The organism is Deinococcus rhizophilus (assembly GCF_030271215.1).
Classification (GTDB): Bacteria; Deinococcota; Deinococci; order Deinococcales; family Deinococcaceae; genus Deinococcus; species Deinococcus rhizophilus.
In genome coordinates this window covers 1-23,588 of sequence record NZ_JASNGB010000025.1, presented here as the reverse complement: position 1 = coordinate 23,588, position 23,588 = coordinate 1, and the positions used below count along the sequence as shown (strand labels likewise).

The 23,588-nt window shown below is 66.0% G+C and carries 24 protein-coding genes; 3 read left to right on the top strand and 21 right to left on the bottom strand.

Features of this window, described 5'->3' with window-relative positions; genetic code table 11:
* The 6 genes from QOL99_RS04890 to QOL99_RS04865 form a co-directional block, all read right to left on the bottom strand.
* Nucleotides 1-384, bottom strand: a 384-nt coding sequence (locus tag QOL99_RS04890; protein WP_285521944.1) for a DUF4126 domain-containing protein, incomplete at its 3' end; no start/stop codon positions are given.
* Between the two features lie 32 nt (nucleotides 385-416).
* Nucleotides 417-1,469: a M42 family metallopeptidase gene (locus tag QOL99_RS04885; protein WP_285521942.1), complete on the bottom strand. Its 1,053-nt coding sequence runs from the start codon at nucleotides 1,467-1,469 to the stop codon at nucleotides 417-419.
* A gap of 5 nt (nucleotides 1,470-1,474) precedes the next feature.
* Nucleotides 1,475-2,128 (bottom strand): aminoacyl-tRNA hydrolase, encoded by a 654-nt coding sequence (gene pth / locus QOL99_RS04880; RefSeq protein ID WP_285521940.1) that lies wholly within the window; start codon nucleotides 2,126-2,128, stop codon nucleotides 1,475-1,477.
* Nucleotides 2,129-2,255: 127 nt separating this feature from the next.
* Nucleotides 2,256-2,666: a hypothetical protein gene (locus QOL99_RS04875; RefSeq protein ID WP_285521938.1), complete on the bottom strand. Its 411-nt coding sequence runs from the start codon at nucleotides 2,664-2,666 to the stop codon at nucleotides 2,256-2,258.
* Between the two features lie 3 nt (nucleotides 2,667-2,669).
* A complete protein-coding gene (locus QOL99_RS04870) occupies nucleotides 2,670-3,155 on the bottom strand; it encodes a nucleotidyltransferase domain-containing protein (protein ID WP_285521936.1) in 486 nt (161 codons plus the stop codon).
* Between the two features lie 28 nt (nucleotides 3,156-3,183).
* Nucleotides 3,184-3,681 carry a DUF427 domain-containing protein gene (locus QOL99_RS04865; protein WP_285521934.1) on the bottom strand — a complete coding sequence of 166 codons (498 nt, stop codon included), beginning with the start codon at nucleotides 3,679-3,681 and terminating at the stop codon, nucleotides 3,184-3,186.
* A gap of 67 nt (nucleotides 3,682-3,748) precedes the next feature.
* Between QOL99_RS04865 and QOL99_RS04860 the strand changes: the two genes are divergently transcribed.
* Entirely contained in the window at nucleotides 3,749-4,858 is a 1,110-nt protein-coding gene (locus QOL99_RS04860) for an alpha-hydroxy acid oxidase (protein WP_285521932.1), read from the top strand.
* Here the strand turns inward: QOL99_RS04860 and QOL99_RS04855 are convergent.
* The 14 genes from QOL99_RS04855 to QOL99_RS04790 all read right to left on the bottom strand — a co-directional run bounded on the left by QOL99_RS04855 (nucleotide 4,855) and on the right by QOL99_RS04790 (nucleotide 17,154).
* Nucleotides 4,855-5,268: a DoxX family protein gene (locus QOL99_RS04855; protein WP_285521930.1), complete on the bottom strand. Its 414-nt coding sequence runs from the start codon at nucleotides 5,266-5,268 to the stop codon at nucleotides 4,855-4,857. The genes QOL99_RS04860 and QOL99_RS04855 overlap by 4 nt on opposite strands.
* Entirely contained in the window at nucleotides 5,265-6,320 is a 1,056-nt protein-coding gene (locus tag QOL99_RS04850; protein ID WP_285521926.1) for a DNA topoisomerase IB, read from the bottom strand. The genes QOL99_RS04855 and QOL99_RS04850 overlap by 4 nt, the downstream gene beginning before the upstream one ends.
* 82 nt (nucleotides 6,321-6,402) lie before the next feature.
* Nucleotides 6,403-8,706 carry a uracil-DNA glycosylase gene (gene ung, locus QOL99_RS04845; RefSeq protein WP_285521925.1) on the bottom strand — a complete coding sequence of 768 codons (2,304 nt, stop codon included), beginning with the start codon at nucleotides 8,704-8,706 and terminating at the stop codon, nucleotides 6,403-6,405.
* Between the two features lie 113 nt (nucleotides 8,707-8,819).
* Nucleotides 8,820-10,004, bottom strand: coding sequence for a glutamine-hydrolyzing carbamoyl-phosphate synthase small subunit (carA, locus tag QOL99_RS04840; RefSeq protein WP_285521924.1), 1,185 nt, complete (start codon nucleotides 10,002-10,004; stop codon nucleotides 8,820-8,822).
* A 130-nt stretch (nucleotides 10,005-10,134) separates the two neighbouring features.
* Nucleotides 10,135-10,665, bottom strand: coding sequence for an N-acetyltransferase (locus QOL99_RS04835; RefSeq protein WP_285521923.1), 531 nt, complete (start codon nucleotides 10,663-10,665; stop codon nucleotides 10,135-10,137).
* 94 nt (nucleotides 10,666-10,759) lie between these two features.
* Nucleotides 10,760-11,239: a GNAT family N-acetyltransferase gene (locus tag QOL99_RS04830; protein WP_285521921.1), complete on the bottom strand. Its 480-nt coding sequence runs from the start codon at nucleotides 11,237-11,239 to the stop codon at nucleotides 10,760-10,762.
* A 114-nt stretch (nucleotides 11,240-11,353) separates the two neighbouring features.
* The gene (locus tag QOL99_RS04825) at nucleotides 11,354-11,848 is read right to left on the bottom strand and encodes a GNAT family N-acetyltransferase (protein WP_285521919.1); all 495 of its coding nucleotides are present in this window, start codon (nucleotides 11,846-11,848) and stop codon (nucleotides 11,354-11,356) included.
* Between the two features lie 45 nt (nucleotides 11,849-11,893).
* Nucleotides 11,894-12,373: an HIT family protein gene (locus tag QOL99_RS04820; RefSeq protein WP_285521918.1), complete on the bottom strand. Its 480-nt coding sequence runs from the start codon at nucleotides 12,371-12,373 to the stop codon at nucleotides 11,894-11,896.
* Nucleotides 12,370-13,767, bottom strand: coding sequence for an argininosuccinate lyase (gene argH / locus QOL99_RS04815; RefSeq protein ID WP_285521917.1), 1,398 nt, complete (start codon nucleotides 13,765-13,767; stop codon nucleotides 12,370-12,372). The genes QOL99_RS04820 and argH overlap by 4 nt, the downstream gene beginning before the upstream one ends.
* Nucleotides 13,768-13,839: 72 nt before the next feature.
* The gene (locus QOL99_RS04810; protein ID WP_285521916.1) at nucleotides 13,840-14,292 is read right to left on the bottom strand and encodes a GNAT family N-acetyltransferase; all 453 of its coding nucleotides are present in this window, start codon (nucleotides 14,290-14,292) and stop codon (nucleotides 13,840-13,842) included.
* A complete protein-coding gene (locus QOL99_RS04805) occupies nucleotides 14,289-14,777 on the bottom strand; it encodes a GNAT family N-acetyltransferase (protein ID WP_285521915.1) in 489 nt (162 codons plus the stop codon). Before QOL99_RS04805 ends, QOL99_RS04810 begins: the two co-directional genes overlap by 4 nt.
* Nucleotides 14,774-15,214 carry a DinB family protein gene (locus QOL99_RS04800; protein ID WP_285521914.1) on the bottom strand — a complete coding sequence of 147 codons (441 nt, stop codon included), beginning with the start codon at nucleotides 15,212-15,214 and terminating at the stop codon, nucleotides 14,774-14,776. Before QOL99_RS04800 ends, QOL99_RS04805 begins: the two co-directional genes overlap by 4 nt.
* A complete protein-coding gene (locus QOL99_RS04795) occupies nucleotides 15,215-16,450 on the bottom strand; it encodes an argininosuccinate synthase (protein WP_285521913.1) in 1,236 nt (411 codons plus the stop codon).
* A 239-nt stretch (nucleotides 16,451-16,689) separates the two neighbouring features.
* Entirely contained in the window at nucleotides 16,690-17,154 is a 465-nt protein-coding gene (locus QOL99_RS04790) for a hypothetical protein (RefSeq protein ID WP_285521912.1), read from the bottom strand.
* Between the two features lie 73 nt (nucleotides 17,155-17,227).
* Between QOL99_RS04790 and QOL99_RS04785 the strand changes: the two genes are divergently transcribed.
* Complete coding sequence (locus QOL99_RS04785) at nucleotides 17,228-17,842, top strand: LysE/ArgO family amino acid transporter (RefSeq protein ID WP_285521910.1); 615 nt, start codon at nucleotides 17,228-17,230, stop codon at nucleotides 17,840-17,842.
* A gap of 61 nt (nucleotides 17,843-17,903) precedes the next feature.
* The gene (gene carB, locus QOL99_RS04780; RefSeq protein ID WP_285521908.1) at nucleotides 17,904-20,978 is read left to right on the top strand and encodes a carbamoyl-phosphate synthase large subunit; all 3,075 of its coding nucleotides are present in this window, start codon (nucleotides 17,904-17,906) and stop codon (nucleotides 20,976-20,978) included.
* A gap of 32 nt (nucleotides 20,979-21,010) precedes the next feature.
* Here carB and QOL99_RS04775 read toward each other — a convergent pair whose 3' ends face one another.
* A complete protein-coding gene (locus QOL99_RS04775; RefSeq protein ID WP_285521906.1) occupies nucleotides 21,011-23,554 on the bottom strand; it encodes an AAA family ATPase in 2,544 nt (847 codons plus the stop codon).
* Nucleotides 23,555-23,588 lie beyond the last annotated feature (34 nt).

Below are 23,588 nucleotides of genomic sequence, written 5' to 3'. Positions count from 1 at the left end.
GGTGGCGACCGGGCGCACGGCGGCGCGGGTGGCGTGGACCCCGCCCGCCACGACAAAGCCCAGCGCGAGGCTCAGCGCCGGGGGCACGTCGGCCACGCCCGTCTGCGCGGCGAAGAGAATCGCCCCCGCCGCCGCATTCACCACCCCGCCGACGAGGTGCAGCGCGTGGTCCACGCCGGGAATCTTGTCCCCGATAAAGTCCAGCACGCCCAGCACCCCGATGCCCAGCAGCACCCAGGGGTTCGCCAGCAGGTCGAAGGGGGCGGCAAGGTCGACCACCCCGAACCGCGCCAGCAGTCCCACCAGCAGCAGCGGGATGGAGGCGTTCAGCCCCGCCGCGCCCGAGAGGCCCAGCGAGGAAAGCAGACCGGAGAGCAGTTCCATGTCCCTACGGTACGGGGTCCCTACGGTACGGGTCAGCGCAGGTAAGCGACGAGGAGATCCACCCCGGCCCGCAGGTCGGTCTCGTGGACGGCCTCGACGACCGTGTGGATGTACCGCGTCGGCAGGCTGAGCGTCAGGGTGGGCACCCCGGCCCGCGTGCGCTGGATGGCCGCGCCGTCGGTGCCGCCAAGCGCCAGGACTTCCAGCTGGTAGGGAATGCCTTCCTTTTCCGCGAGGTCCACGAACTCGTCCACCAGCCAGCGGGTCGAGATCATGGTGGAGTCGAAGACCTTGATGCCGATGCCGTCGCCCAGCCGGGTCACGGCCTCGTCGGGGCCGACGCCGGGGGTGTCCACCGCGAGCGTCACGTCCAGGCCGATGCCCAGGGTCGGCTCGGCGCCGTAGGCCGCGACGATGGCCCCGCGCAACCCGACCTCCTCCTGCACGCTGAAGACGGCCACCACGTCGTGCCGGGGACGCTCCTCGCGGAAGGCCCGCAGCACCTCGAGTTGCAGGAAGACGCTGGCGCGGTCGTCCATCGCCTTGCCCACGGTCAGGGCGCCCATCTGCCGGGCGGTCTGGTCCAGGGTCACCATGTCCCCGATGCGGACCCGGCCCTTCACGTCGTCGGCGCCCAGGCCGAGGTCCACGAAGAATTCCTTGAGTTCCGGCACCTTCTTGCGGTCCTCCGGGGTGGCGATGTGGACCGGGCGGCCGCCGGGGGTCAGCAGGCCCGGCAGCGTGCCGCCCCGCGTGTGCACCGTGACGTTGCGGGCAAAGAGGTTGCGGGTGTCGAAGCCGCCGAGCGCCTGCACCCGCAGGAAGCCCTTGTCGTCGATAAAGCGCACCAGAAAGCCGATCTCGTCCATGTGGGCGCTGAGCATCACGCGCTCGCGTTTGCCTTCTGCGTCCTCGCGGCCCCGCTTCAGGGCGATCACGTTGCCCAGGGCGTCTACCCGGACCTCGTCGGCCAGGCCGTCGAGTTCAGAGAGCACGAAGTCGCGCACGGCGTCTTCCTGACCGGGCACGCCGGGAAGGTCGGAGAGGTGGCGCAGGACATCCAGCCTTAGTTCGGTTGTGGTCACGCGGGTCAGGATACGCCGGGGTCGGGGACAGCGCCGGAGGTGGTCGGTTCGGCGGGACGTTCGGGCGCAGGTTCCGGCCTGGGCCGCAGGTCGGTGCTGTTGAAGCGGCCCTGCGCCTCGGCCAGCCCGGACCCCGCCCAGACCTCCACCGCGTCGGCCCCCAGCCGGACGAGTTCGGCCAGCGTGCCCTGTTCCTCCGCCCGCCATTTGCTGAGCACCCAGTCCGCCGGGTCCCAGCCCGCCGGGGGACGGGAAATGCCAATTTTCAGTCGGGGGAACCCTTCAGTCCCCAGCACCCGGATCAGGTCGCGCACCCCGTTCTGGCCACCGTGCCGCCCGCCGGGGCGCAGTTTCAGCAGTCCGAAGGGACTGTCGAGGTCGTCCTGCACGGCCAGCACCGCGCCCGGCTCCAGCTTGTAGAAGGTGACCATGGGGGCCACCGCCTTGCCCGACGCGTTCATGAAGGTCTGCGGCTTGACCAGCAGCACCTTCGCACCGGGGGCCAGACCCACCCGGACCTCCGCGACGTGCGCGTCCTTTTCCTTGCGCCACGCGGCTCCCCAGCGCCGCCCGACCTCGTCCACGACGAGCCAGCCGACGTTGTGGCGGGTTTTCTCGTACTGGCTTCCGGGATTGCCCAGGCCCACGACGAGCTTCAAGGCTTCCTCCCGGCTCCGGACCATCCGGCGCAGCTCCTCCGCTGCGCTTCAGCGCTTCCACTCCTGTCCGTCACCGTCATTCCTTCTCCTTCCCGTCGGGTTCCCCTGGCGGTGAACCGGAACTCTTTCAGGCCTCCAGGCTGCTGAGCGTCTCACGCCAGCGGGCCCCGGTCTCGCGCACGCGGGCGTCTCCCCGGGCGCGGGCGTACCCGGCGCGGAAGTCGGCGAAGCGGGTGTCCGTCTCCGCGAAGAGGAGGCCCAGCGCCTGCCGCACGTCGGCCACGTTCTGGGGGGTGAGGGTCGTATCTTTCTGGTCCAGCACCTCGTCCAGCGTCGCCATCAGGCCCGACAGGGGCCGCAGCCACTGGAAGGCCGGATGGTTCATGACCAGCGAGTACAGCTCGAAGGGACCCTTGACCGGGCCATGCAGGAACTCGTACTCGCCCCTGGCGAAGTCGAGCAGGGCCGAGTGGAAGTGGCGCAGGGCTGTCGCCAGCGCCGTGAGCCGGGTGCGAACCGCCGCGTCGGAAGCCGTCATGGGTCAGAGGGTAGCAAGTGCGGCGAGGTCGGCCCGGTCCTTCGGCCTCAATTCCACCCCGTAGAAGGCCGCCACGACGCCTTTCATCGCGCGGTGCATAGCAGGGGTGAGTGTGGGCACGCGGACCCCCGCCCACTCCACCGCGTAGGGCGTGAGGAATCCGGCGGGCCAGACGATGGGGGCCAGTTCGCCCACGGTGCGCGGCGGGTCCACGTCGTCCCGGACGGGCACGAGGTCCACCAGCCCCTCCCCCCGGCGGTAGAACACGTCCCCGGCGGCGAGCGAGCCGTGCGCGTGGGTGAAGCCGAGGCCCTCCAGCACGGCGACGGCCCGCGCTCCATCGGCCTCCCGCACCAGAAAGTCGATGTCGTCGTGAGGCCGGACATTGCCGCCGCACAGCACTTCCACCGCCTGCCCGCCGATCAACCAGCAGGTGACGCCCGCCTGCGCGAAAGCTTGGACGAGGGGGAGGGTGTCGGGATGCAGCACGGGGGGGACTCTAGCAGCCCCCTCTCCCCTACCAGCCCCACGTCCCCGGTTCCCCCTTGAACGGTCCCACCACGTCGGGCGTGATCCAGCCCCCGTAGAAGCCGCCCGGCTGCGGGGTCACGCGCACGCCGTCCACCCGGCACTCGTCCATGCGGCCCGCGTAGACGGCGACGTGTCCGGCGATCTCCCGGAAAGCGGGGGTGGGCCGCTCGTAGCTCCAGCCTGCCGCCTCAGCCACCCTGCCACCCGCCGAGAGGGTCCAGTACGACGCCTCGCCCTTCCACTCGCAGACGCTGCCGCCGGGGGCCGGGGTCAGGACGCCGGACAGAAAGGCTTCCGGGGGCAGGTAGTAGGTCGGCGGGTGGCTGGTTTCCAGCACGCGGTAAGCGGCTGCCGTGTCCGCGATCTTCACGCCGCCCAGCCAGATTTCGACCCTTCTGGACGTGCGCTCCAGCCGGGGCGGGCGCGGGTAGTCCCAGACGCTTTCCTGGCCGGGACCGGGGGGGATGGGCTGTGGGCGCGGCATGGGGGCAGTGTGCCCCGCTCTCCCGGCGGATGCTGTCGGCTTCCTCGCCGTTCCGCTACCCTGGCCCATGACCACCCCCAACCTGCCGGACGCGGAAACCCCCGACCTGGAAGGCACCGTCAACCTCGCGGACCTCGAAGCGCTGGGCCGCTCCCGGCTGGACCGCAACGCGCTGGAGTACTACGCGAGCGGGGCGGACGACGAACTCACCCTGCGGGAAAACCGCGCCGCCTTCGCCCGGCTGAAACTCAGGCCCCGCGTACTGGTGGATGTGTCGAACGTGGACACGCAGACGGAAGTGCTGGGGTTGCCGCTGCGCTCCCCGGTCGGCATCGCCCCCAGCGCCTTTCACGGCCTCGCGCACCCGGAGGCGGAGGTCGCCACCGCGCGGGCGGCGGCCTCGGTGGGGAGTGTGATGACGCTCTCGACGCTGAGCAACACGCCTATTGAGGAAGTCGCGGCGGCAGCGGGCGGGCGCTTCTGGTTCCAGCTCTACCTCTACACCGACCGCGCCCTGAGCGCCGAGATCGTGCAGCGGGCAGAAGCGGCGGGGGCGCGGGCGCTCGTGCTGACCGTGGACGCGCCCTTCCTGGGCCGCCGGGAAGCGAACGAACGCCACCGCTTCGCCCTGCCGGGGCACCTGAGCGTGCCCAACGCGGGGAGCCGCGAACAGCTGGCGCAGATGGAATCGGAGAGCGGCTCGCAACTCGTGAACTACTTTCAGGGCCTGATCGACAAGACCTTCACCTGGGGGGACCTCGCGTGGCTGCGCGGGCAGACTTGGCTGCCGGTCGTGCTGAAGGGCATCCTGACCGCCGAGGACGCCCGCCTCGCCGCTGAGCACGGCTGTCACGTGTGGGTGAGCAACCACGGGGGGCGGCAACTCGATACCGCCGTGAGCAGCATCGAGGCGCTGCCCGAGATCGCGGAGGCGGTGCGGGGCGAGGTCGAGGTCTACCTCGACGGCGGCGTGACGCGCGGCACGGACGTGCTCAAGGCGCTCGCGCTGGGGGCCAGGGCGGTCTTTCTGGGCCGGCCCGCCCTGTGGGGCCTCGCGGCGGGTGGGGAAGCGGGCGTGCGCCGAACGCTGGACCTGCTGGAGGGCGAGGTGCGGCTGGCGCTCGCGCTGTGCGGCAAGCAGACCGTGGGGCAGGTGGGGCCGGAGCTGGTGCGCTAACCCCGCTCCCCACGCGGCCGCGGCCACGCCCCGGTCGACCACAGTGCCCACAGCACCAGCAGCGGCTGGAAATAGAGCCGGGTCAGCCGCGCCCCATCGGTATCCAGCCCGAAGGCGTCCGTGCGGGTGAGGTACTGCGACACGTTGCCGGGAAAGATGGCGACGAAGAAAGCGGCGGTCAGCCAGCCCATCGCCCGACGCTGACGGGGCAGGGCGAGCAGCGCGGCTCCCAGCCCGATCTCCACCACGCCGGAAGCCAGCACCACGAAGTCCTTGTCCAGTGGCACCCAGCCCGGCACCTGCGCCTGAAACTCCTGACGCTGCGTGGTGAGGTGCCCGGTGCCCGCGCCGACCAGCGCCAGCCCCAGCCCCCAGCGGGCGACGTGGCGCGGCCAGGAGAGGCGGGTCACGCCGCTGCCTCCACCCGGTCCACCTTGCGGCGGGAACGGCGCAGCCTCAGCGTCTGCTCGCTGTCCAGCATCCGCTTCAGCGCAGCCTCGGCGCGGGTCAGGCCTTCCAGATCGGCCTCGGTGCGGCCTGAGCGGGGTTCGTAGTCGTCGAGCACCTTGCCCTCCTGGTAGCGGTCGAAGATGACGGGGCAGATGTAGCTGCCGCGCGTGACGGCGGGGGTGTTCCCCAGGTCGGCGGCGACATACTTCACACACTCCACCAGCGTCTTGCGGGCCTCGCGCTCGGACTTGGGCGCTCCGGCCTCGGCCAGAAACTCGGCGGCGACCAGTGTCCCTCCCCAGGTGCGGAAGTCCTTGGCGGTGAAGGGGCCGATGACCTCGCGCAGGTAAGCGTTCAGGTCGTGGGCGCGGACGCGGGAGCGCACGTCCTCCTCCACGCTCTGGAACAGCCACGGGCCGGGCAGCGCGAGCAGGCGCTCCATGTTCGTCGCCAGGGTGCGGTCGCGCACCGTCTTTTCCTGGAGGATGGAATGCTTTCCCCTGAAGCGGAAGTGCACCGCCGTGCCCTCTACGGTCACGTGCCGCTGGCGCAGGGTGGAGAGGCCGTGCGTCTTGTGGGCGCGGGCGTAGGTGTCGCTGCCGACCCGGAAATGCGCGACGTGCAGCACGCGCGTCATCACGGCCAGCACCTTGCGCCGGGGCAGCCCGGAGGGGCGCAGGTCGGCGGCGGTCACGGTGCGGAGGGTGGGCAGGGCCCCCGCGAACCGCGCCAGCCGTTGCCATTTCTTCAGTGCCCCCGCCTGCATGAAATCGGGGTGGTAGCGGTACTGAAGCCGCCCCGCCGCGTCCCGCCCGAAGGCCTGAAGCTCGGCGTCCGGGTCGGGCGAGACGTACACGCCTTCGTAGGCGGGCGGCACCGCCAGCGACGCGATGCGGGCCAGCCCGTCGGGGTCCGCATACTCCTCCCCATCCGGCCACAGGTACCGGAACTGGCCCTTCTCGCCCACGCGGCGAAGGTACTCGTCTTGCAGGATGGCGGTGCGGGAGGTCATGGCGGTCAGCATGGGCGGGGTGCGGGAGCGGCTCTGTCCGGTGGGGCGCAATCCGGCCTTGAGGGGAGCTGAAGAAAGAAAGCTACTCCTGCACTTGCATGGGCAATTGCCAGTCAATCGGCGTCTGCCCTGCCTCCTCCAGCGCCGCATTCACCTTTGAAAAGGGCCGCGTTCCCATGAACTTCGTCACGCTGAGGGGGCTGGGGTGGGCGGATTCGAGGATGACGTGCTGCGGGTTGGTGACGAGCTTCGCCTTCTTGCGGGCGTAGGCTCCCCACAGCACGAAGACCACCCGCGACTCCTTCGCGTTGACGTGGCGAATCACCGCGTCGGTGAAGCTTTCCCAGCCCTTCCCCGCGTGGCTGTTCGCCTCGCCCTGACGGACGGTCAGGACAGCATTCAGCATCAGCACGCCCTGTTCGGCCCAGTGCCGCAGATACCCGTGGCGCGGCGGCTGGAAGTCCACGTCGGCCTGCAACTCCTTGTAGATGTTCGCCAGGCTGGGGGGCGGGCGCACGCCGGGCCGCACGGAAAAGGCCAGCCCGTGCGCCTGACCGGGGCCGTGGTAGGGGTCCTGGCCCAGGATGAAGACCTTCACGTCCTCCAGCGGCGTGAGGCGCAGGGCATTGAACACGTCGGGCGCCGGCGGGAAGACGGTGTGGGTGCGCCTTTCCTCCACCAGAAAGTCCTTGAGCGCGTGGAAATACGGCGCGGCGAACTCGTCATGCAGCGCCTCGCGCCACGAGTCGGGCAGCCCGGCCGGAATCAGGGGCTTGGGAGTTTCAGGCGCGGAACCGAAGAGGTCGGGCTGGTCGGTCATGGGGGGCTTCCTCCGGGGGGTGGGCTGGGGCGGCCGGACGGGTCTGGCAGGCAGGCCCCGGGCCACGCGTTCGGCCCGCAGCACCGCCTTCTTGCGGCTGCCGTGCTTCTGGTAGACGCGCCGGGCCTCGGCCTCGAAGGTCGCACTGTCCCGCGCAGCATAGATTCTGGCCCGCGCGGCGGCCCCCGCCTTTCCTTCATCCACGACCGGCGGCGGGTAGTTCAGCCGGGTCGCCCCGCTCCACTCCCAGGGGGCGTGCAGGAAATCGCCGGGCACCCCTGCAAGTTCGGGCACCCAGCGGCGAATGAAGGTGCCGTCCGGGTCCTGCTCGCGGGCCTGCCGGGTCGGGGAATAGATACGGACGCGGTTGATGCCCACGGTGCTGCTCTGCATCTGCATCTGCGCCCAGTGGATGCCAGGTTCGTTGTCGAGCCACTGCCGCGCCAGAAACAGACCCGTGGGCCGCCAGTGCAGCCACAGGTGCTGCGAGGCGAAGGAGACGAGCATCGCCCGCATCCGGAAATTGAGCCAGCCCGTCCCCCGCAGCATCCGCACGCAGGCGTCCACGAGGGGGTAGCCGGTCTGCCCGTGCGTCCAGCGGTCGAAGAATTCGGCGTTCCAGCCGGGGTCACCCGCGTCCGGGCGCAGGCCGTCGAAGGCGCGGTTGAGGTTGCGAAACTCCATCTCCGGCTCGGATTCCAGCCGCTGGATGAAGTGGCAGTGCCAGTGCAGGCGGCTCTCGAAGGAGCGCAGCGAGCGCACCCAGCGCGGGTCGGCGTCGGGGTCGCCCTTCACCGCCGCGAGCCGCTGCCGGGTCGCCTGCACCACCTCGCGCAGAGACACGGTGCCGAAGGCGAGCGGGGCCGAGAGGCGCGAGCAGCTTTCCTGCGCCGTCAGCGGACTGCTCATCTCGCGCATGTAGTTCACGCCGCGCACGGTCAGGAACGAGTCCAGCGTGGCGCGGGCGACGCTCTCGCCGCCGGGGGGAATGGTCTTGCCCTCCGCCGGGACGCCCAGCTCCGCGTGGGTGCAGAGGCCGCCGGGCGGGAGGTCGGTGCCGCGCAGCGCGGCGGGCACGGGCACGAACGGGGCCGACATCCGTTCCTCCCAGGTGTCCGCCCAGCCGTCGCGGTCACGGAGGCGCCGGACCACCCCCGTCTGCGGCAGCTCCATAAAGGGCACGCCGCGTTCCCGCGCCCAGGCCCGCACGCGGCGGTCACGCTGAAAGCTGACCATGTTGCCCGTTTCCTCGTGCGCCCACAGCCCGCCGACCGGCACGAGTTCGGAGAGTTCCTCCAGCACGGCGACCGCCTCCCCCCGCCGAACGACCAGCCCCGCGCCCAGCGCCCGCAGCCGCCCGTCCAGCTCCGACAGGCACTCGTTGAGGTAGGTCAGGTGGTGCCCGGCGAACTCCTCGTGGCCGAGCTGCTCGGGTTCGTAGATATAGAGAGGCAGCACCGGCCCGCGCGAAGCCGCCTCCGCGAGCGGCGCGTGGTCGTGTACGCGCAGGTCCTTCTTGAACCACACGACCTGAACGGGCGGACCAGCGAAGGGGGGGCGGGGCATCCGCCCAGTCTTCCCCACGCCGCACGGCGGGTCGGTACGCGCCCTCCCAAAGGAAAGAGGACGGGGTTAATCCCGTCCCCTGCTGGCGACTGGAAGCTGGCCGCTGGCCGCTTTTAAACCCCCAGCCGCCCCGCCACCGCCTTCACCACGGGCGAGCCGTCCGCCCCGTCGAAGGCGTCGATTTCCTCGATAAAGCGGTCGAAGAGGTAACGGCTGTCGTGCGGTCCCGGTGAGGCTTCCGGGTGGTACTGCACCGAGAAGACCGGGTAGCGGCTGTGGGCCATGCCCTCCAGCGTGCCGTCGTTGAGGTTGACGTGCGTGGCGACAAAAGCTCCGTCGGGAATGGACTCGATATCCACCGCGTAGCCGTGGTTCTGGGAGGTGATTTCCACGTTCCCGGTGAGCAGGTTCTTGACCGGCTGGTTGCCGCCCCGGTGCCCGAACTTCATCTTGAAGGTCTTGCCGCCCGCCGCGAGGCCCAGAATCTGGTGGCCCAGGCAGATGCCGAAGGTGGGCAGCAGGCCCATCAGCTCCCAGGCCGTCTTGTGCGCGTACTCCAGCGGGGCCGGGTCGCCGGGGCCGTTGGAGAGAAACAGGCCGTGCGGTTGCAGCGCCATGATCTGCGCCGGGGTGGTGTGCGCGGGCACCACGATGGGCTCAATGCCGACTTCGGACAGCCGCTCGATAATGGTGTGCTTGATTCCGAAATCCATCAGCACGACGCGCTTGCCGTGGCGCAGGGTGGGAAAGGCGTAGGGCAGCGGCGTGGTGACTTCCTTGGTCATGTCGTGCCCGTCGATATCCTGATGGTCCCGCGCCCGCCCCACGTAGACGGCTTCCTCGGCGGGCGTGAACTCGCCGTAGGGGTCTTCCGGGTGGGTATACGAGCGGTGCGCGATCACGCCCTTCACGACGCCGCCCGTCCGCAGCCGCCGCACCAGCGCCCGCGTGTCGATGCCCTGGATGCTCACCACGCCGTACTGCTGCATGAAGCTTTCCAGCGACTGCTGCGCGCGGTGGTTGGAATACTCGCCGGAGAACTCGCGGGAGATAAAGCCCCGCACGTAGGGCTTGTTGCTCTCCATGTCGTAGATCGCCACGCCGTAGTTGCCGACGTGGGGATAGGTGATGGTCACGATCTGCCCGTTGTACGAGGGATCGGTCATGATCTCCTGGTACCCGGTCATGGACGTGTTGAACACCACCTCGCCCACCGTCTCGCCCCGGTGCCCGAAGGCGTAGCCCCGGTACACGGTGCCGTCTTCCAGCGCCAGAATCGCGCGTTCTTTTCTGATCATAGGGACCTCCATTCGCGCCTCACAGGACGCGTTTTATGGCGGAAGCTGCTCAGCCCTGGGGCGTCAGCGTTCGGCCACAGAGCTTATCAGGCGTGCCCAGGAGCAAGCGTGCCGACCTGACCGGACGGCCTCATCCCAGCTCCCGCAGCATCGCGATCTCGTTGCAGTTCTCGAAAAAGGCGCACCGCTGACACTCGCTCCAGACCTTGGGGTGCAGGCTGGTCTTCTCGATCCGTACAAAGCCGCACTTCTCGAAAAACGCCTGCTGGTAGGTCCACGCGAACAGCGCCGGGAGGTCGATCTCGCGGGCCTCGCGCTCGCAGGCCTCGACCAGCTGTTTGCCCAGCCCCCGCCCCTGCATATGCGGGTGGATGGCGAGGCCCCGCACCTCCGCCAGATCGGGCGCGAGCAGGTGCAGGCCGCACACGCCCGCCAAGCCGCCCGGCTTCTCCCCATGCGGCTCGGCCAGCACGAGGTGGAAGTCGCGGATCGTCTCGGCGAGCAGCGAGCGGGAGCGCACGAGCATCTGCCCCCGCGCCGCCCAGTAGCCGATCAGTTCGTGAATCGCCCCGATGTCCGAGAGCCGCGCCTTGCGGGTGACGAGCGGTGCTTGCGGGTGAATATCAGGAACGGCGATGGACTCGAGGCTGAGAAAGGTCATGGGTGGACCTCCTCCGGCCAGCAGTGAGGCGCGTGAACCGTGAAGAAGGGGCGTGCCCTCCCCACGGCCCACGCGTGCGGCGGTGCGGCGGGCGTTAAGCCTGCCCGACCCCCACGTCCAGCGCCCGCATCCACGTAAATCCGCCGGGGCGCTCGCTGCGGGCACGGTAGGCCCGCACCTGCGGGGTGTCGGGCACGTCGGCCATCACGACCGCGAGGGGCACCTGCGTGAAGCCGAAGCTGTGCCAGTCGCCGCCCTTGCTGAACATGTAGATGGCCCGGTCGCCCCGCGCCCTGGCGTATTCCACGGCGCTCATCACCAGCCGCCGCCCCAGACCCTGCCCCTGCGCCGAGGGCAGCACTGCCGCGCCGCGCAGCAGGGAGGCCCCCTCGCCGTGTTCCAGGCCAATGGCCCCGACGGGTTGCCCGCCGCGTTCCATCACCCAGTAGGTGGTGCCGGGCGCGAGGGCTTCTTCGGTATCCAGCCCGGCGTCGTGAAAGATGCTGCAGACGGTGCCTTTGTCCTGGGGCTGCGCGAGACGAATCTGAACGTTCGGCATGGCTTGGTCGGTCATGGATGGGTCCTCCGGAAGGGGTGTCCAGCCAGACGACCCAGCGGGCGTCTGACGCGGCTGGATTGTGCGTGGCGGCAGCATAGCGCACGCCCGCGCCCCCCGGGCCCAGCCCCCTCACGCCCTCCCTCCCCCGCCCAGTACCCGCTTCCAGGCCTGCTCGCGCTCGATCCAGCCTTTCAGCAGGCCGCTCTGGACCTGCGGCGTGTTCGGCAGCGCGGCGGCGATCTCATCGGCAGGCACCGGCACGAAGCCGAAGCGCCGCCAGTAGTCCCCGGCTTCCTGCGAGAAGAGGTACACCGTCCGGTCCCCGCGCAGGCTGGCATAGGTCAGCGCCGAGGCGACGAGCGCCCGCCCCAGCCCCTGCGAGCGGGCCTCCGGGAGGACGGCGGTGGACCGGATCAGGGACGCGCCCTCGCCGTGCTCCAGGCCGATGCAGCCCCCCGGCACCCCGTTGAGGTCGGCGATCCAGTAGGTGCTGCCCTCCGGCGTCACGCTGGAGGTGTGCAGCTCGCAGCGCGTGAGCAACGCCACGATGGTGGGAAAGTCGGCGGGCGTGGCCTGCCGCAGCTTGACGTGCACGGCATCGAGGGGCGCGGGGACGTAGGTCATGGGAAGGGCCTCCTCTGAGGGCAGAAGTTCCGGAGAATGGGGGCGTCAGACAGACTCAGCGGGTTCAGCGGCGCGGGCGACTTCCTTGAGGAAGTACCGCACCCCGGCCCCCGCCGCCGCGTCCGTGTTCCAGCGGGGGATGACGTGCAGGTGAACGTGCGGGATGTGTTGCCCGCCCGCCGGGAGGACGTTCCAGCCCACGGTGTAGCCGTCGGGTTTCACGGTGGCATCGAGATGCGCCCTCACTTCGGCGAGCAGGGCATGGGTGGCGGCGGCTTCCTCGGGGGTGAGGTCAAAGACGGTCTGGCAGGGGCGCCTGGTGACGATGAGGCCGGAATGGGGCAGGCCGTCGAAGTGGCGGGCGTCCTGGGTGTAGACGCACAGCTCGTTTTCCAGCAGCACCTCGCCCCCGGCGAAATCTGCGCGGGTGGACAGGGAGTTCTGGTCTGGGTTCGACAGAAAGTGTGCCCACTCCGCCTCCCGCTTCGCCAGCAGGGTGCCGTCCAGCTTCACTGTGACCTTCACGGCAAGGCGGCCTTCGCCGTCTCGATGGCCTCGCGCACCCGGTCCGGCGCGGTGCCGCCGAAGCTCTGGCGGCCCTTCACGCTTTCCTCGACCGTCAGCGCGCGGGCCACGTCCGCACTCAGGAGGGGATGGGCCGAGCGCAGTTCCGCGTCCTCCAGCTCCCACAGCTGACGGCCCGAGCGCGAGGCCAGCCCGACCAGCCCGCCCACAACTTCGTGCGCCTCGCGGAAGGGCACGCCCTGACGGGCCAGGAAGTCCGCGAGGTCGGTGGCGGTGGAAAAGCCGCGCGCCGCCGCCGCCTTCGTCACGTCCGCGTGCCAGACGGATTTGGGCAGCATGTCGGCGTACAGGCGCAACACGACATTGAGCGTGTCGTAGGAGTCGAACACGCCCTCCTTGTCCTCCTGAAGGTCCTTGTTGTAGGCGAGCGGCGTGCCCTTCACGACGGTCAGCAGGCCCATCAGGTTGCCGAACAGCCGCCCCGCCTTGCCCCGCGCGAGTTCGGCCACGTCCGGGTTTTTCTTCTGCGGCATGATGCTCGAGCCGGTGGTGTGCGAATCCGGCAATGTCAGGAAGCCGAACTCGAAGGTGGAATAGAGAATGAGTTCCTCGGAGAGGCGCGAGAGATGCGCCCCCAGAATCGCCGCCGCCGACAGGAACTCCAGCGCGAAGTCCCGGCTGCCCACCCCGTCGAGCGAGTTGGCGGTGGGTCGGGCAAAACCGAGCGCCTCCGCGGTGGCGTGCCGGTCGATGGGCCAGGGCGTTCCGGCCAGCGCGGAGGAGCCGAGCGGGCTTTCGTCCATGCGGGTGGCGGCGTCGCGGAACCGGCCCTCGTCGCGCTCCAGCATGGCGGCGTAGGCCATGAACCAGTGGCTCAGCAGGATGGGCTGCGCGACCTGAAGGTGCGTGTAGCCGGGCAGGATGACCTCGTCCTGCAAATGCTTTTCGGCCTCGGCCACCATCACCGCCCGCAGCGCCCGCGCCCCCTCCGCGAGATCGAGCGCGGCTTCCTTCGTGAACAGCCGGAAGTCGACGGCCACCTGATCGTTGCGCGAGCGGGCGGTGTGCAGCTTGCCCGCCACCGGCCCGATGCGGTCGCGCAGGGCAGCTTCCACGTTCATATGAACGTCCTCGCGGTCCAGCCGCCACTCGAAGGTTCCGGCGCGGATGTCGTCCAACACGGCCCTCAGCCCCTCCGAAATCTGCGTGACCTCCTCCGGCGTCAGGATGCCGACCTGTCCCAGCATGGCGACGTGCGCGAGCGAGCCGCGAATGTCCTGCTCGGCGAGGCGCTGGTCGAAGGGCACCGACGCGTTGAAGAGTTCGACGAGACCGTCGGTGGCTTCGGCGAAACGGCCACCCCAGAGTTTGGATTCTTGTTGAGATTGAGTCATGAACGGTCCTTGCTGGCGGGAGAAGTTAGGGAAGGGTCAGGACGGGCAGGCCGATCAACAGGGTGAGGCCGATCACCGGACCTCCCTGACCAGCACCACGGGCGGCGGACTCGCCGGGTTCGCGTGTGCGTACACGGCGTGGGGGTCCACCCGGTAGCCCAGGCGCTCGTAAAACGGCCTGACTTCGAGGTTGTACCCGCTGACGGCCAGCAGCACGCGGGCGTAGCCCTCCTGAGCCGCCATGTCCTCCACCGCCCGCACCAGCGCCGCGCCGAGGCCCTGCCCGCGCATTTCCGGCAGGGTGGCGAGCTTGTTGAGGGTGAACGTCTCCGGCCCATCGGGACGCCACCCCACGCACCCCACCGCCCTTTCCCCGTCCCAGGCGAGAAAGCCCCCGCCCTGGCCCAGGCTCCAGGCCACATCTTCCGGGCGGGTGCGGCTCCAGCTGGAACGCGGGTCCATCCCGGCGGCCATCATGACCGCGTGGAAGACGGCGGCGTCGGCGGGGGTCGCGGGGCGGATCATGCGGGCGGCTCCAGGGTCAGGCGCAGCTCAGGGTGGGTGGATTCCACGAAGCCCAGCCGCTCGTAGATGGGGCGGCCCAGCGGCGCGGCGTTGAGGGTGACCTGCCGCAGCCCCCGCGCCCGCACCTCCTCCAGCGCGGCCCCCATCAGCGCCCCCGCCAGCCCCCGTCGGCGGTGGGCAGGGTCCACCGAGACGTTCAGCACGTGCGCCTTGCGGGTCGCGGGGTCCTTCAGGGTGGGAATCCGGGGGAAGAACATCAGCCCCGCGCCGCCCACCACCGTCCCCTCCCACTCGGCCAGCAGGCCCACATATTCGCCCGACGCCAGCGCCCCCCGCAGCCAGTCGGTCCAGAGGGGGACCTCCGGGGCGGCGGCTTCCGGGGTCAGGGTTCCCATGTCCACGAACATCTGTGCCCGCTGCCGGGCGACGGCGGGCGCGTCGGCGGGGGTGGCGGGGCGCAGCGCGTAGCCTGCTGGCAGCCTCACGGGCCTACCCGCTCCGGAATCTGCGCGAGATGGTGGAGTTGATGGCGCACATAGTCTTCCGCCAGGAATTGCACCGTGACCGGCTCTCCACCGCCGACGGTCAGCGTGTGCGAGCGCTGCTGAGGACTCAGGCGTTCCATGACCTGCGCGAGCTGGAGCTGGTAGGCCTCCCACAGCGCCAGCAGCCCGGCCCAGGAACGCTCCTGATAGGCGCCCGCCGCCACCCACAGGTCCTGGTCATAGCCGGGCAGGCTCAGCCCGTCCTCGGCCCCGGCCCGGACGAAGCGGGCGTGGTTGTTCACGCCGCTGTCGATCAGGTGGCCGATAATCTGTTTGGCGCTCCAGACCTCCGGCGCGGGCTGGTGCCCCGCACGCGCCTCTGAGATCGCCTGCAACCTGGGCAGATGCTCCAGAACGGTCTCGCGCAACCCCGGCACTCAGGCCTCCTGGGTCTCTGGCCGCAGTTGCCTGGCCTCCACCCGCGCCTGCACCCGCATCCTGAGGGCGCTGAGCTTGATAAAGGCCCCCGCGTCGTGCTGGTTGTAGTCGCCGCCCGCCTCAAAGGACACGAGGTCCTTGTCGTACAGGCTGCGCTGGGCCTTGCGGCCCACGACGGTGCAGTTGCCCTTGTAGAGCTTCAGGCGCGCGGTGCCCGTCACGCTGCGGGCCACGTGGTCGATGTAGACCTGCAGGGCCTCGCGCTCGGGGGCAAACCAGAAGCCGTTGTAGACGAGTTCGGCGTACTTGGGGCTCAGGGCGTCGCGCTGGTGCAGCACCTCGCGGTCCAGGGTCAGGCTCTCCACGGCGCGGCGGGCGTGGTAGAGCAGCGTGCCGCCGGGCGTCTCGTACACGCCGCGCGACTTCATGCCCACAAAGCGGTTTTCCACGAGGTCGATGCGGCCCACGCCATGCTTCCCGCCGAGCTCGTTGGCCTTTTGTAGCAGGGCGGCGGGGCTGAGCTTCTCACCATTGATCGCCACCGCGTCCCCGTTCTCGAACTCCACTTCCACGTATTCGGGCTCGTCCGGGGCGCTTTCCGGGCTGGCGGTGAGCTTGAACATGTGCGCGGGCGGCTCGGCCCAGGGGTCTTCCAGCACGCCGCCCTCGTAGGAGATGTGCAGCAGGTTGGCGTCCATGCTCCAGGGGTCCTTCTGGGTGGTGGGGACCGGGATGCCGTGCTCGCGGGCAAAGGCTTCGAGGTCCGCGCGGCCCTGGAAGTCCCAGTCGCGCCAGGGCGCTACGGTCACGATGTCGGGCTGCAGCGCGTAGGCGGTCATCTCGAAGCGCACCTGGTCGTTGCCCTTGCCCGTCGCCCCGTGCGAGACGGCCACCGCACCCTCCTTCTGCGCGATCTCCACCATCTTCTTGGCAATCAGGGGCCGCGCGATGGAGGTGCCCAGCAGGTAGTAGCCCTCGTACAGCGCCGAGGAGCGGAACATCGGAAACACGTAGTCGCGCACGAACTCTTCACGTAGGTCCAGCGCGTAGGCGGCCACCGCGCCGGTGTTCAGCGCCTTGACGCGGGCTTCCTCCACCTCGTCGCCCTGCCCGAGGTCGGCGGTAAAGCACACCACGTCGTAGCCGCGCTCGGTCTGCAGCCATTTGAGGATGATGGAGGTATCCAGCCCGCCGGAGTAGGCGAGGACAATCTTGGGTCGGTCGGCGTGGGTCATGGGTCGATTCTCTCCTGTAGGCGGGTGGGCCACACAGAACCCCCCGGCGTGACATCTCCGGCCTGTCCAGAAAGGAGGGCCGGGCGGTCAGCGTCGGAGGGGCAGGGTCGGCATGGGATGTATGGATATACGCAAAAAGCGTATAGCTATTCAGGAGCGTAGCAGGCGGGGAGGCAGGGTGCAAGGGCGGCCGTGAAAAACCCCGGCCACAGGGACCGGGGCCGGGGTTCAGAGGAGGCTCAGCGCAGGCGGTAGTCCAGCCCCAGGCGCACGCCCGCGCCGAAGCCGAAGCCTGACCCGGCGGTCGTCACACCGATGGTGGGGCCGACGTTGCCTTCCACGAACACGCTGAAGGGCTGGGCCACGGTGTAGCGCAGGCCACCGAGCACATGGGGGTAAGCCGAGACGCCCACCACCGAGCCGACCGCCGCGCCCGCACCGAGGCCAAAGCCGTAGTAGGGGCTGAGACCGCCGAAGTTCTGCCCGCTGATGTTCTGCAGATACGCCACCTCGCCGCCCACCCGGAAGGCCCCCGCGAACAGCCCGGTGGTGCTGAGGTTCAGGCCGTAGCGCACCGCCGAGTTGGCGGTCAGGTCGCTCTGGTAGTGCAGGCCCGTCGTGGTGCCGATGTGCCCGCCGACCGAGTCGGCCGCAGCGGTCGAGACAGCGCCCAGCGCCAGGAGTCCAAGCATCGTCTTCTTCATGGGGCCAGCTTAGAAGTCTGGCTCCTCGCGGCACACCCCGCAAAATCTTTACCAAAGACCCGGCCTTATGCTCATGCCCGTGCCTCCCTTCCTGCGCGGCCTGAGCCTGGGCCTCTCGCTGATCGTCGCCATCGGGCCGCAAAACGCCTTCGTGCTGCGGCAGGGGCTGACGCGGCGTCACGCGGCGCTGGCGGCGCTCGCCTGCTCACTGGCCGATACGGGGCTGATCACGCTCGGGGTGCTGGGGGTGGGGGCGTTCCTGTCCCGGAATCCGGCGCTGACGACCGCCGGGACGCTGGCGGGCGCGGCCTTCTTGCTGTGGTACGGATGGCGTTCCCTTCAGACCGCCCGCCACCCAGGCACCCTGCAAGCCGAGGGACCGGCCGCACAGACCACGGGCGGCGTGATCGCCACCGCCGCCGCCTTCAGTTTCCTCAATCCCCACGCCCTCCTCGACACGGTGGTCCTGCTCGGCGGAGCGAGCGCGGGGCTGGGCGAGCGTGCGCGGCTGGCCTTTCTGGGAGGTGCAGTGCTCGCGTCGTGGCTGTGGTTTTTCAGTCTGGCCCTGCTCGCAGGCCGTCTCGCACCCCTGATGCGCTCGCCCCGGGCGTGGCAGGTGCTCGACGTGCTGATCGGCGTGATGATGTGGGGTATCGCGGCGGGACTGCTCGCCAACCTGATGGCCTGACGTCCCTGCATAACCTTGCAAGTGCCTGCCCGGTCTATCCGTGACATACTCCCTTTCTGGAATGCCCAAGCGTACTGACCTCCAGACCATCCTGATTCTCGGCAGCGGCCCCATCCAGATCGGGCAGGCCGCCGAGTTCGACTATTCGGGCACGCAGGCCCTCAAGGCGCTGAAAAAAGAGGGCTACCGCGTCGTGCTGGTGAACTCCAACCCGGCGACGATCATGACCGACCCCGACCTCGCCGACGCGACCTATCTGGAGCCGCTGACCCCGGAGTTCGTGCGTAAGGTGATCGAGAAGGAGCGCCCGGACGCCCTGCTCCCCACCCTGGGCGGGCAGACGGCGCTGAATCTGGCGATGGAGCTGAATGCCAACGGCACCCTCGCCGAGTTCGGCGTCGAGCTGATCGGCGCGAACGCCGAGGCCATCCACAAGGGCGAGGACCGCGAGGCGTTCCAGGCCGCGATGAAGAAAATAGGCGTGGAGACGGCGCGGGGGAAGATGGTCCACTCGATGGAAGAGGCCGTGGAGTACCAGGGGGAGATCGGCCTCCCCATTGTCATCCGGCCCTCCTTCACGCTGGGCGGCACGGGCGGCGGCATCGCGCACACCTACGAGGAGTTTCTACAGATCACGGAGGGCGGCCTGCGGGACAGCCCCGTGAACTCGGTGCTGCTCGAAGAGTCCATCCTGGGCTGGAAGGAGTACGAGCTGGAGGTCATGCGCGACCACGCCGACACGGTGGTCATCATCACCTCCATCGAGAATTTCGACCCGATGGGCGTGCACACCGGCGACTCGATCACGGTGGCCCCGGCGCAGACCCTCAGCGACGTGGAGTATCAGCGGCTGCGGGACCAGTCGCTCGCCATCATCCGCGAGATCGGGGTGGACACGGGCGGCTCCAACATCCAGTTCGCGGTGGACCCGCAGAACGGGCGCGTCATCGTGATCGAGATGAACCCGCGCGTGAGCCGCTCCTCGGCGCTGGCGAGCAAGGCGACCGGCTTTCCCATCGCCAAGATCGCCGCCCTGCTCGCGGTGGGCTACCACCTCGACGAGTTGCCCAACGACATCACCCGGAGCACGCCCGCCTCCTTCGAGCCGAGCATCGACTACGTGGTGACGAAGATTCCGCGCTTCGCCTTCGAGAAGTTCCCCGGCAGCAGTGACGCGCTGGGCACCCAGATGCGCTCGGTGGGCGAGGTCATGGCGATTGGCCGCACCTTCAAGGAGAGCGTGCAAAAGGCGCTGCGGTCCGTGGAAAGCGACGTGCGCGGGGTGTTCGCCGCCATGTCCGACGACGAACTGCGCGGCCTGCTGTACGGCAACCCCAGGCGGCTAGAGGCCGTGCTGGAGCTGCTGCGGCGGGGCGAGGGCGTCCCGGCCCTCCACGACGCGACGAAGATCGACCGCTGGTTCCTCTCCCAGCTCCAGGAGATCGTGGACGCCGAGAAGGAAATCCTCGACCTGGGCCCCATTCAGGGCTGGAAGTACGAAATCTGGCGCGAGGTCAAGCGGCTGGGCTTTTCGGACGCGCGGCTGGGCGAACTCGTGGGCCTGAGCGAGCTGGAGGTCCGCGAGCTTCGCAAGGCGGCCAAAGCCACGCCGGTCTACAAGACGGTGGACACCTGCGCCGCCGAGTTCGAGGCGTACACGCCCTACCACTACTCGACCTACGAGTGGGAGGACGAGGTGACGCCGACCGACAAGCCCAAGGTGGTGATTCTGGGCAGCGGCCCCAACCGCATCGGGCAGGGGGTGGAGTTCGACTACGCGACCGTCCACGCGGTCTGGGCGCTTCAGGAGGCGGGGTACGAGACGATCATGGTCAACTCGAACCCGGAGACGGTCTCTACCGACTATGACACCGCTGACCGCCTGTACTTCGAGCCGCTGACCTTCGAGGACGTGATGAACATCGTCGAGCACGAGAAGCCGGTGGGCGTGATCGTGCAGCTCGGCGGACAGACGCCCCTCAAGCTGGCGCGGCGGCTGGCGGACGCGGGCGCTCCCATCATCGGCACCAGCCCCGAGACGATCCACCAGGCCGAGGACCGCGCCTCCTTCAACGCCCTGTGCGAGCGGCTGGGGCTGCCGCAGCCGAAGGGCAAGGTGGCCGAGACGCCCGCGCAAGCCCTTTCGCTGGCCGCCGAACTCGGTTTCCCGCTGATGGCCCGGCCCTCCTACGTGTTGGGGGGCCGCGCGATGCGGACGGTGCGGAGCATGGAGGAGCTGACGACCTATCTGGACGAGGTGTACGCCGCCGTCGAGGGGCAGCCCAGCATCCTGCTCGACCAGTTTCTGGAGGGCGCCCTGGAACTCGACGTGGACACCCTCTGCGACGGGGAGCGGGCCGTGGTCGCGGGCATCATGGAGCATGTCGAGGCCGCCGGGGTCCACTCGGGTGACAGCGCGTGCGTGCTGCCCCCGGTGAACCTGAGCGCCGAACTGACCGCGCGGGTGAAGGCCGACACGGAACGCCTCGCCCTGGAGCTGGGCGTGCGGGGCCTGATGAACGTGCAGTGGGCGGTAAAGGACGGCACCGCGTACATCCTGGAGGCCAATCCGCGGGCCAGCCGCACCGTGCCCTTCGTGAGCAAGGCCGTGAACCACCCGCTCGCCAAGAGTGCCGCGCGGATCGCCGTGGGGCAGACGCTGGCGCAGATCGGCTTTACCGAGACGCCCACGCCGGGCATGTACTCGGTCAAGGAAGTCCACCTGCCCTTCCTGAAGTTCGCGGGCGTGTCCCCCGTCCTCGGCCCGGAGATGAAGAGCACGGGCGAGAGCATGGGCATCGACGCCGACCCGTACCTGGCGTTCTACCGGGCGCAACTCGGCGCGAAAAACTACCTGCCGCTGGAGGGAACCGCCCTGCTCCTCGGGGACGGGCTGGACGACGTGGCCGGAAGGCTGAGCGAAGCCGGATTGAAGGTCATTCGGGAGCAGAACGGCGACGAACTGCCTGATCTGCTGATCGACGTGACCGGCTCGGCGTTGCTGCGAACCGCCCTGGAACGCGGCGTGCCGATTGTCAGCACGAGGGAAGGCGCGGAGTGGACGGCACGGGCGATCAAGGCCGCCGTGGGCGCGGAGCTGGGCGTGAAGGGTTTGCAGGAGTGGGTATCAAATTGATTGTCCTGCTTGGAAAGCAGATATGATAAAACTTAAGATCGATAACGTTTGTATCGAATTTCTATCGCTTCCATGCCGCCGTCGAGTTTCATAACGTGGGATCTTATTGTGTCGTCTTCAATAGCTCCTTGTGTCTCGACAATACAAACCTGTCTTTCCTCAAGACGTTTCATTTTAATAATCTGATCTGAATCCGCAAGGACAGGAATATTGGGATTATGCGTTATAATTATGAATTGTTGATTCGTTTTATTCTGCTTTATCGAATGTGTAATATTATCAATGATGTAGTTGTGATCTAAATCGTCTTCTGGTTGATCAAGAAGTATAGGTTTCCCATTATTTAGTGTTAGTAATGGAAAAACTGCACTCACTTTCTCCCCGATTGACAGATTGGATGTGGGGAATTTGTTTCCGCCTTTGATAAGTCCTATGATGGGTGTGAAGGCCATGCTTACTCGATGTAAATTTTGATTTTCTACAGAGTTAAGTACCGCTATAACAATATTTGAATTTGATTCACTGATGCCAAGTCTTTTTATTGCCTCAACATCTCCAGATACTGCTGCTAAAAGTAGTTCGTTCGGCATCAAAGTAGACAATTTGGAAATTGTAACACCCTTTTCCGAAATTCCTTTCGATTTCAGGCTTTCATCGAGCCATTCTTTAAATTCGGAGTTATCGAATGCATATTCGATGTAAACCATTTCGGGGGTAATCATATTTAAATTTTCGATATTTTTTTCTCTAGTCTTGCGTAGCTCATTCTGTAAATGAATTGCTAGACCCAACATTTCCTGAATTTCCTTTTTAATGCCGTTGAGTTTGATTATCTCTACACTGTCAGCCTCAATTTCCTCGCTCAATTTTTTCTGTCGTTCCCTTAATGCGACAAGTCTTGGCATGAGAGCCTCTTGACTCTCCATCCCAGATGAGCGTATTAGATCGTCATAAGCATTTTTCTCATCGTCTAATTTCTGTTTCCATGATATACGCTCGGGAGTATCATTAAATTTTCCAATGTCTGAAAATGTCATTATTTCGAAAATCCTGATAGCGGTGTTTCTTACGTGATTGAAGTAGTTTTTGAAATCATCGTTAATGAATTCGCTTCCTTCCATAAAGTCTGACTTAACTTTTTCGAGTCTTCCTACTATACTGCCACCAATTCGGCGCATCTCCTCTATTGCATCCCAAATTTCATTAATCATACGAGAGGATTCATCGTTCGCTCTCAACATTTTTCTATAAACAGACTTATCAACGCTTCCCAATAGGTTCTCAAATCGCAGGATACTAGCAGATAGTTCCGCGTTTTGCTCTTTTTTTGCGATTATATTCTCTTCGATTCTCTGGATTCTTAGTCTTTTGGAAAATAGAAAATCTAAAGCAGATAGTTTCTCATTTACCTGATTTGTAATACTGCCAATTTCTAAATTATAGGAATCGCATATCTCGCCAAGAACGTCCAACTCTCTAGTGAGACTTTCGATTTCACCCTGTGAATATATTGTGAATGATAGGCTATCTGGCCTGTTAATTTCAGTAAAATCGCCAGCCTCTAGCTTATACCATTTGGCGGGAGCATTAGCGCTATATACTTTCCTTACCTTTTCAACAGTCACACCTCTAACGCATGCATAGATATCTGAATTATGTGCTATCATAATAGTTATCGAATCTCCCTCATTATATGTTCCATTGATCCTTGATAGCATTCCTCCTTCAATATTATTAAGATATTCTAGTGAAGGATAGTCTTCAAGGCAGTATCTTATTGAATCCATCAAAATAGATTTTCCGTCCCCGCGTCCGCCAATAATGGTATTCATGCTATGATTAAAGGCTATCGTTTGGTTTTCGAAAATACCGTTAGGAGAAGAGAAGGTAACTCCTAAAATTTTGGTTTTGTGTTGCGATGTCATAAAACGTGAAAATGGTTCAAAGATAATCTGTTTTATTGATGAAAAACTCGGGGATTGCATTTTTATGTGAAATTTATCTTTCGTAAGACCAGCCTCGGAATGCGTATCTGAGCCTCTGAGAAATGGCTTGTTCGCTAGTTCCGGTCTATGTTTTCTGGTTTCCTCTACATCCCTATCGAAGTTTGGGCGATTGATTTCCACTACGTCAATGATGCTACACAAATCAACAAAATTCTTCCCTCTGATTCCCAATAGTCCCTTATTACTATTGGCATGGGCTGCAATAATTAATCCACCGTACTCATCTACGGCGCTCCTAATAACTTCTAGACCAGCAGTGCAGTTCGCTTCTTGATCACCGTATTGGTCTGGCCGTATTCCAATTCTACCAAGGAAATAGTTTATTTCGGCAGTTCCGTATTTTTCCGGAAATACGCACAGGAGATGAACTCCATCAACCTCTATCTCTACGCCCGGTAGTATAGTAGGCAGTGTTTGACGCCGAAATTCACTCCAATCGGACATTATCTTTCTTGCTCTTTTCAATTCATCTATAAATGCTCCCGAAAAGTGATCCGTTATCGCTACACAATTAATTCCTGCTTGGTGAATCATTCTTAAAATTTTGAACGGGTCTTTCTCAACTGACATCTTTCAGTTTACGCGGCATAGTGCTGGTTCTCGT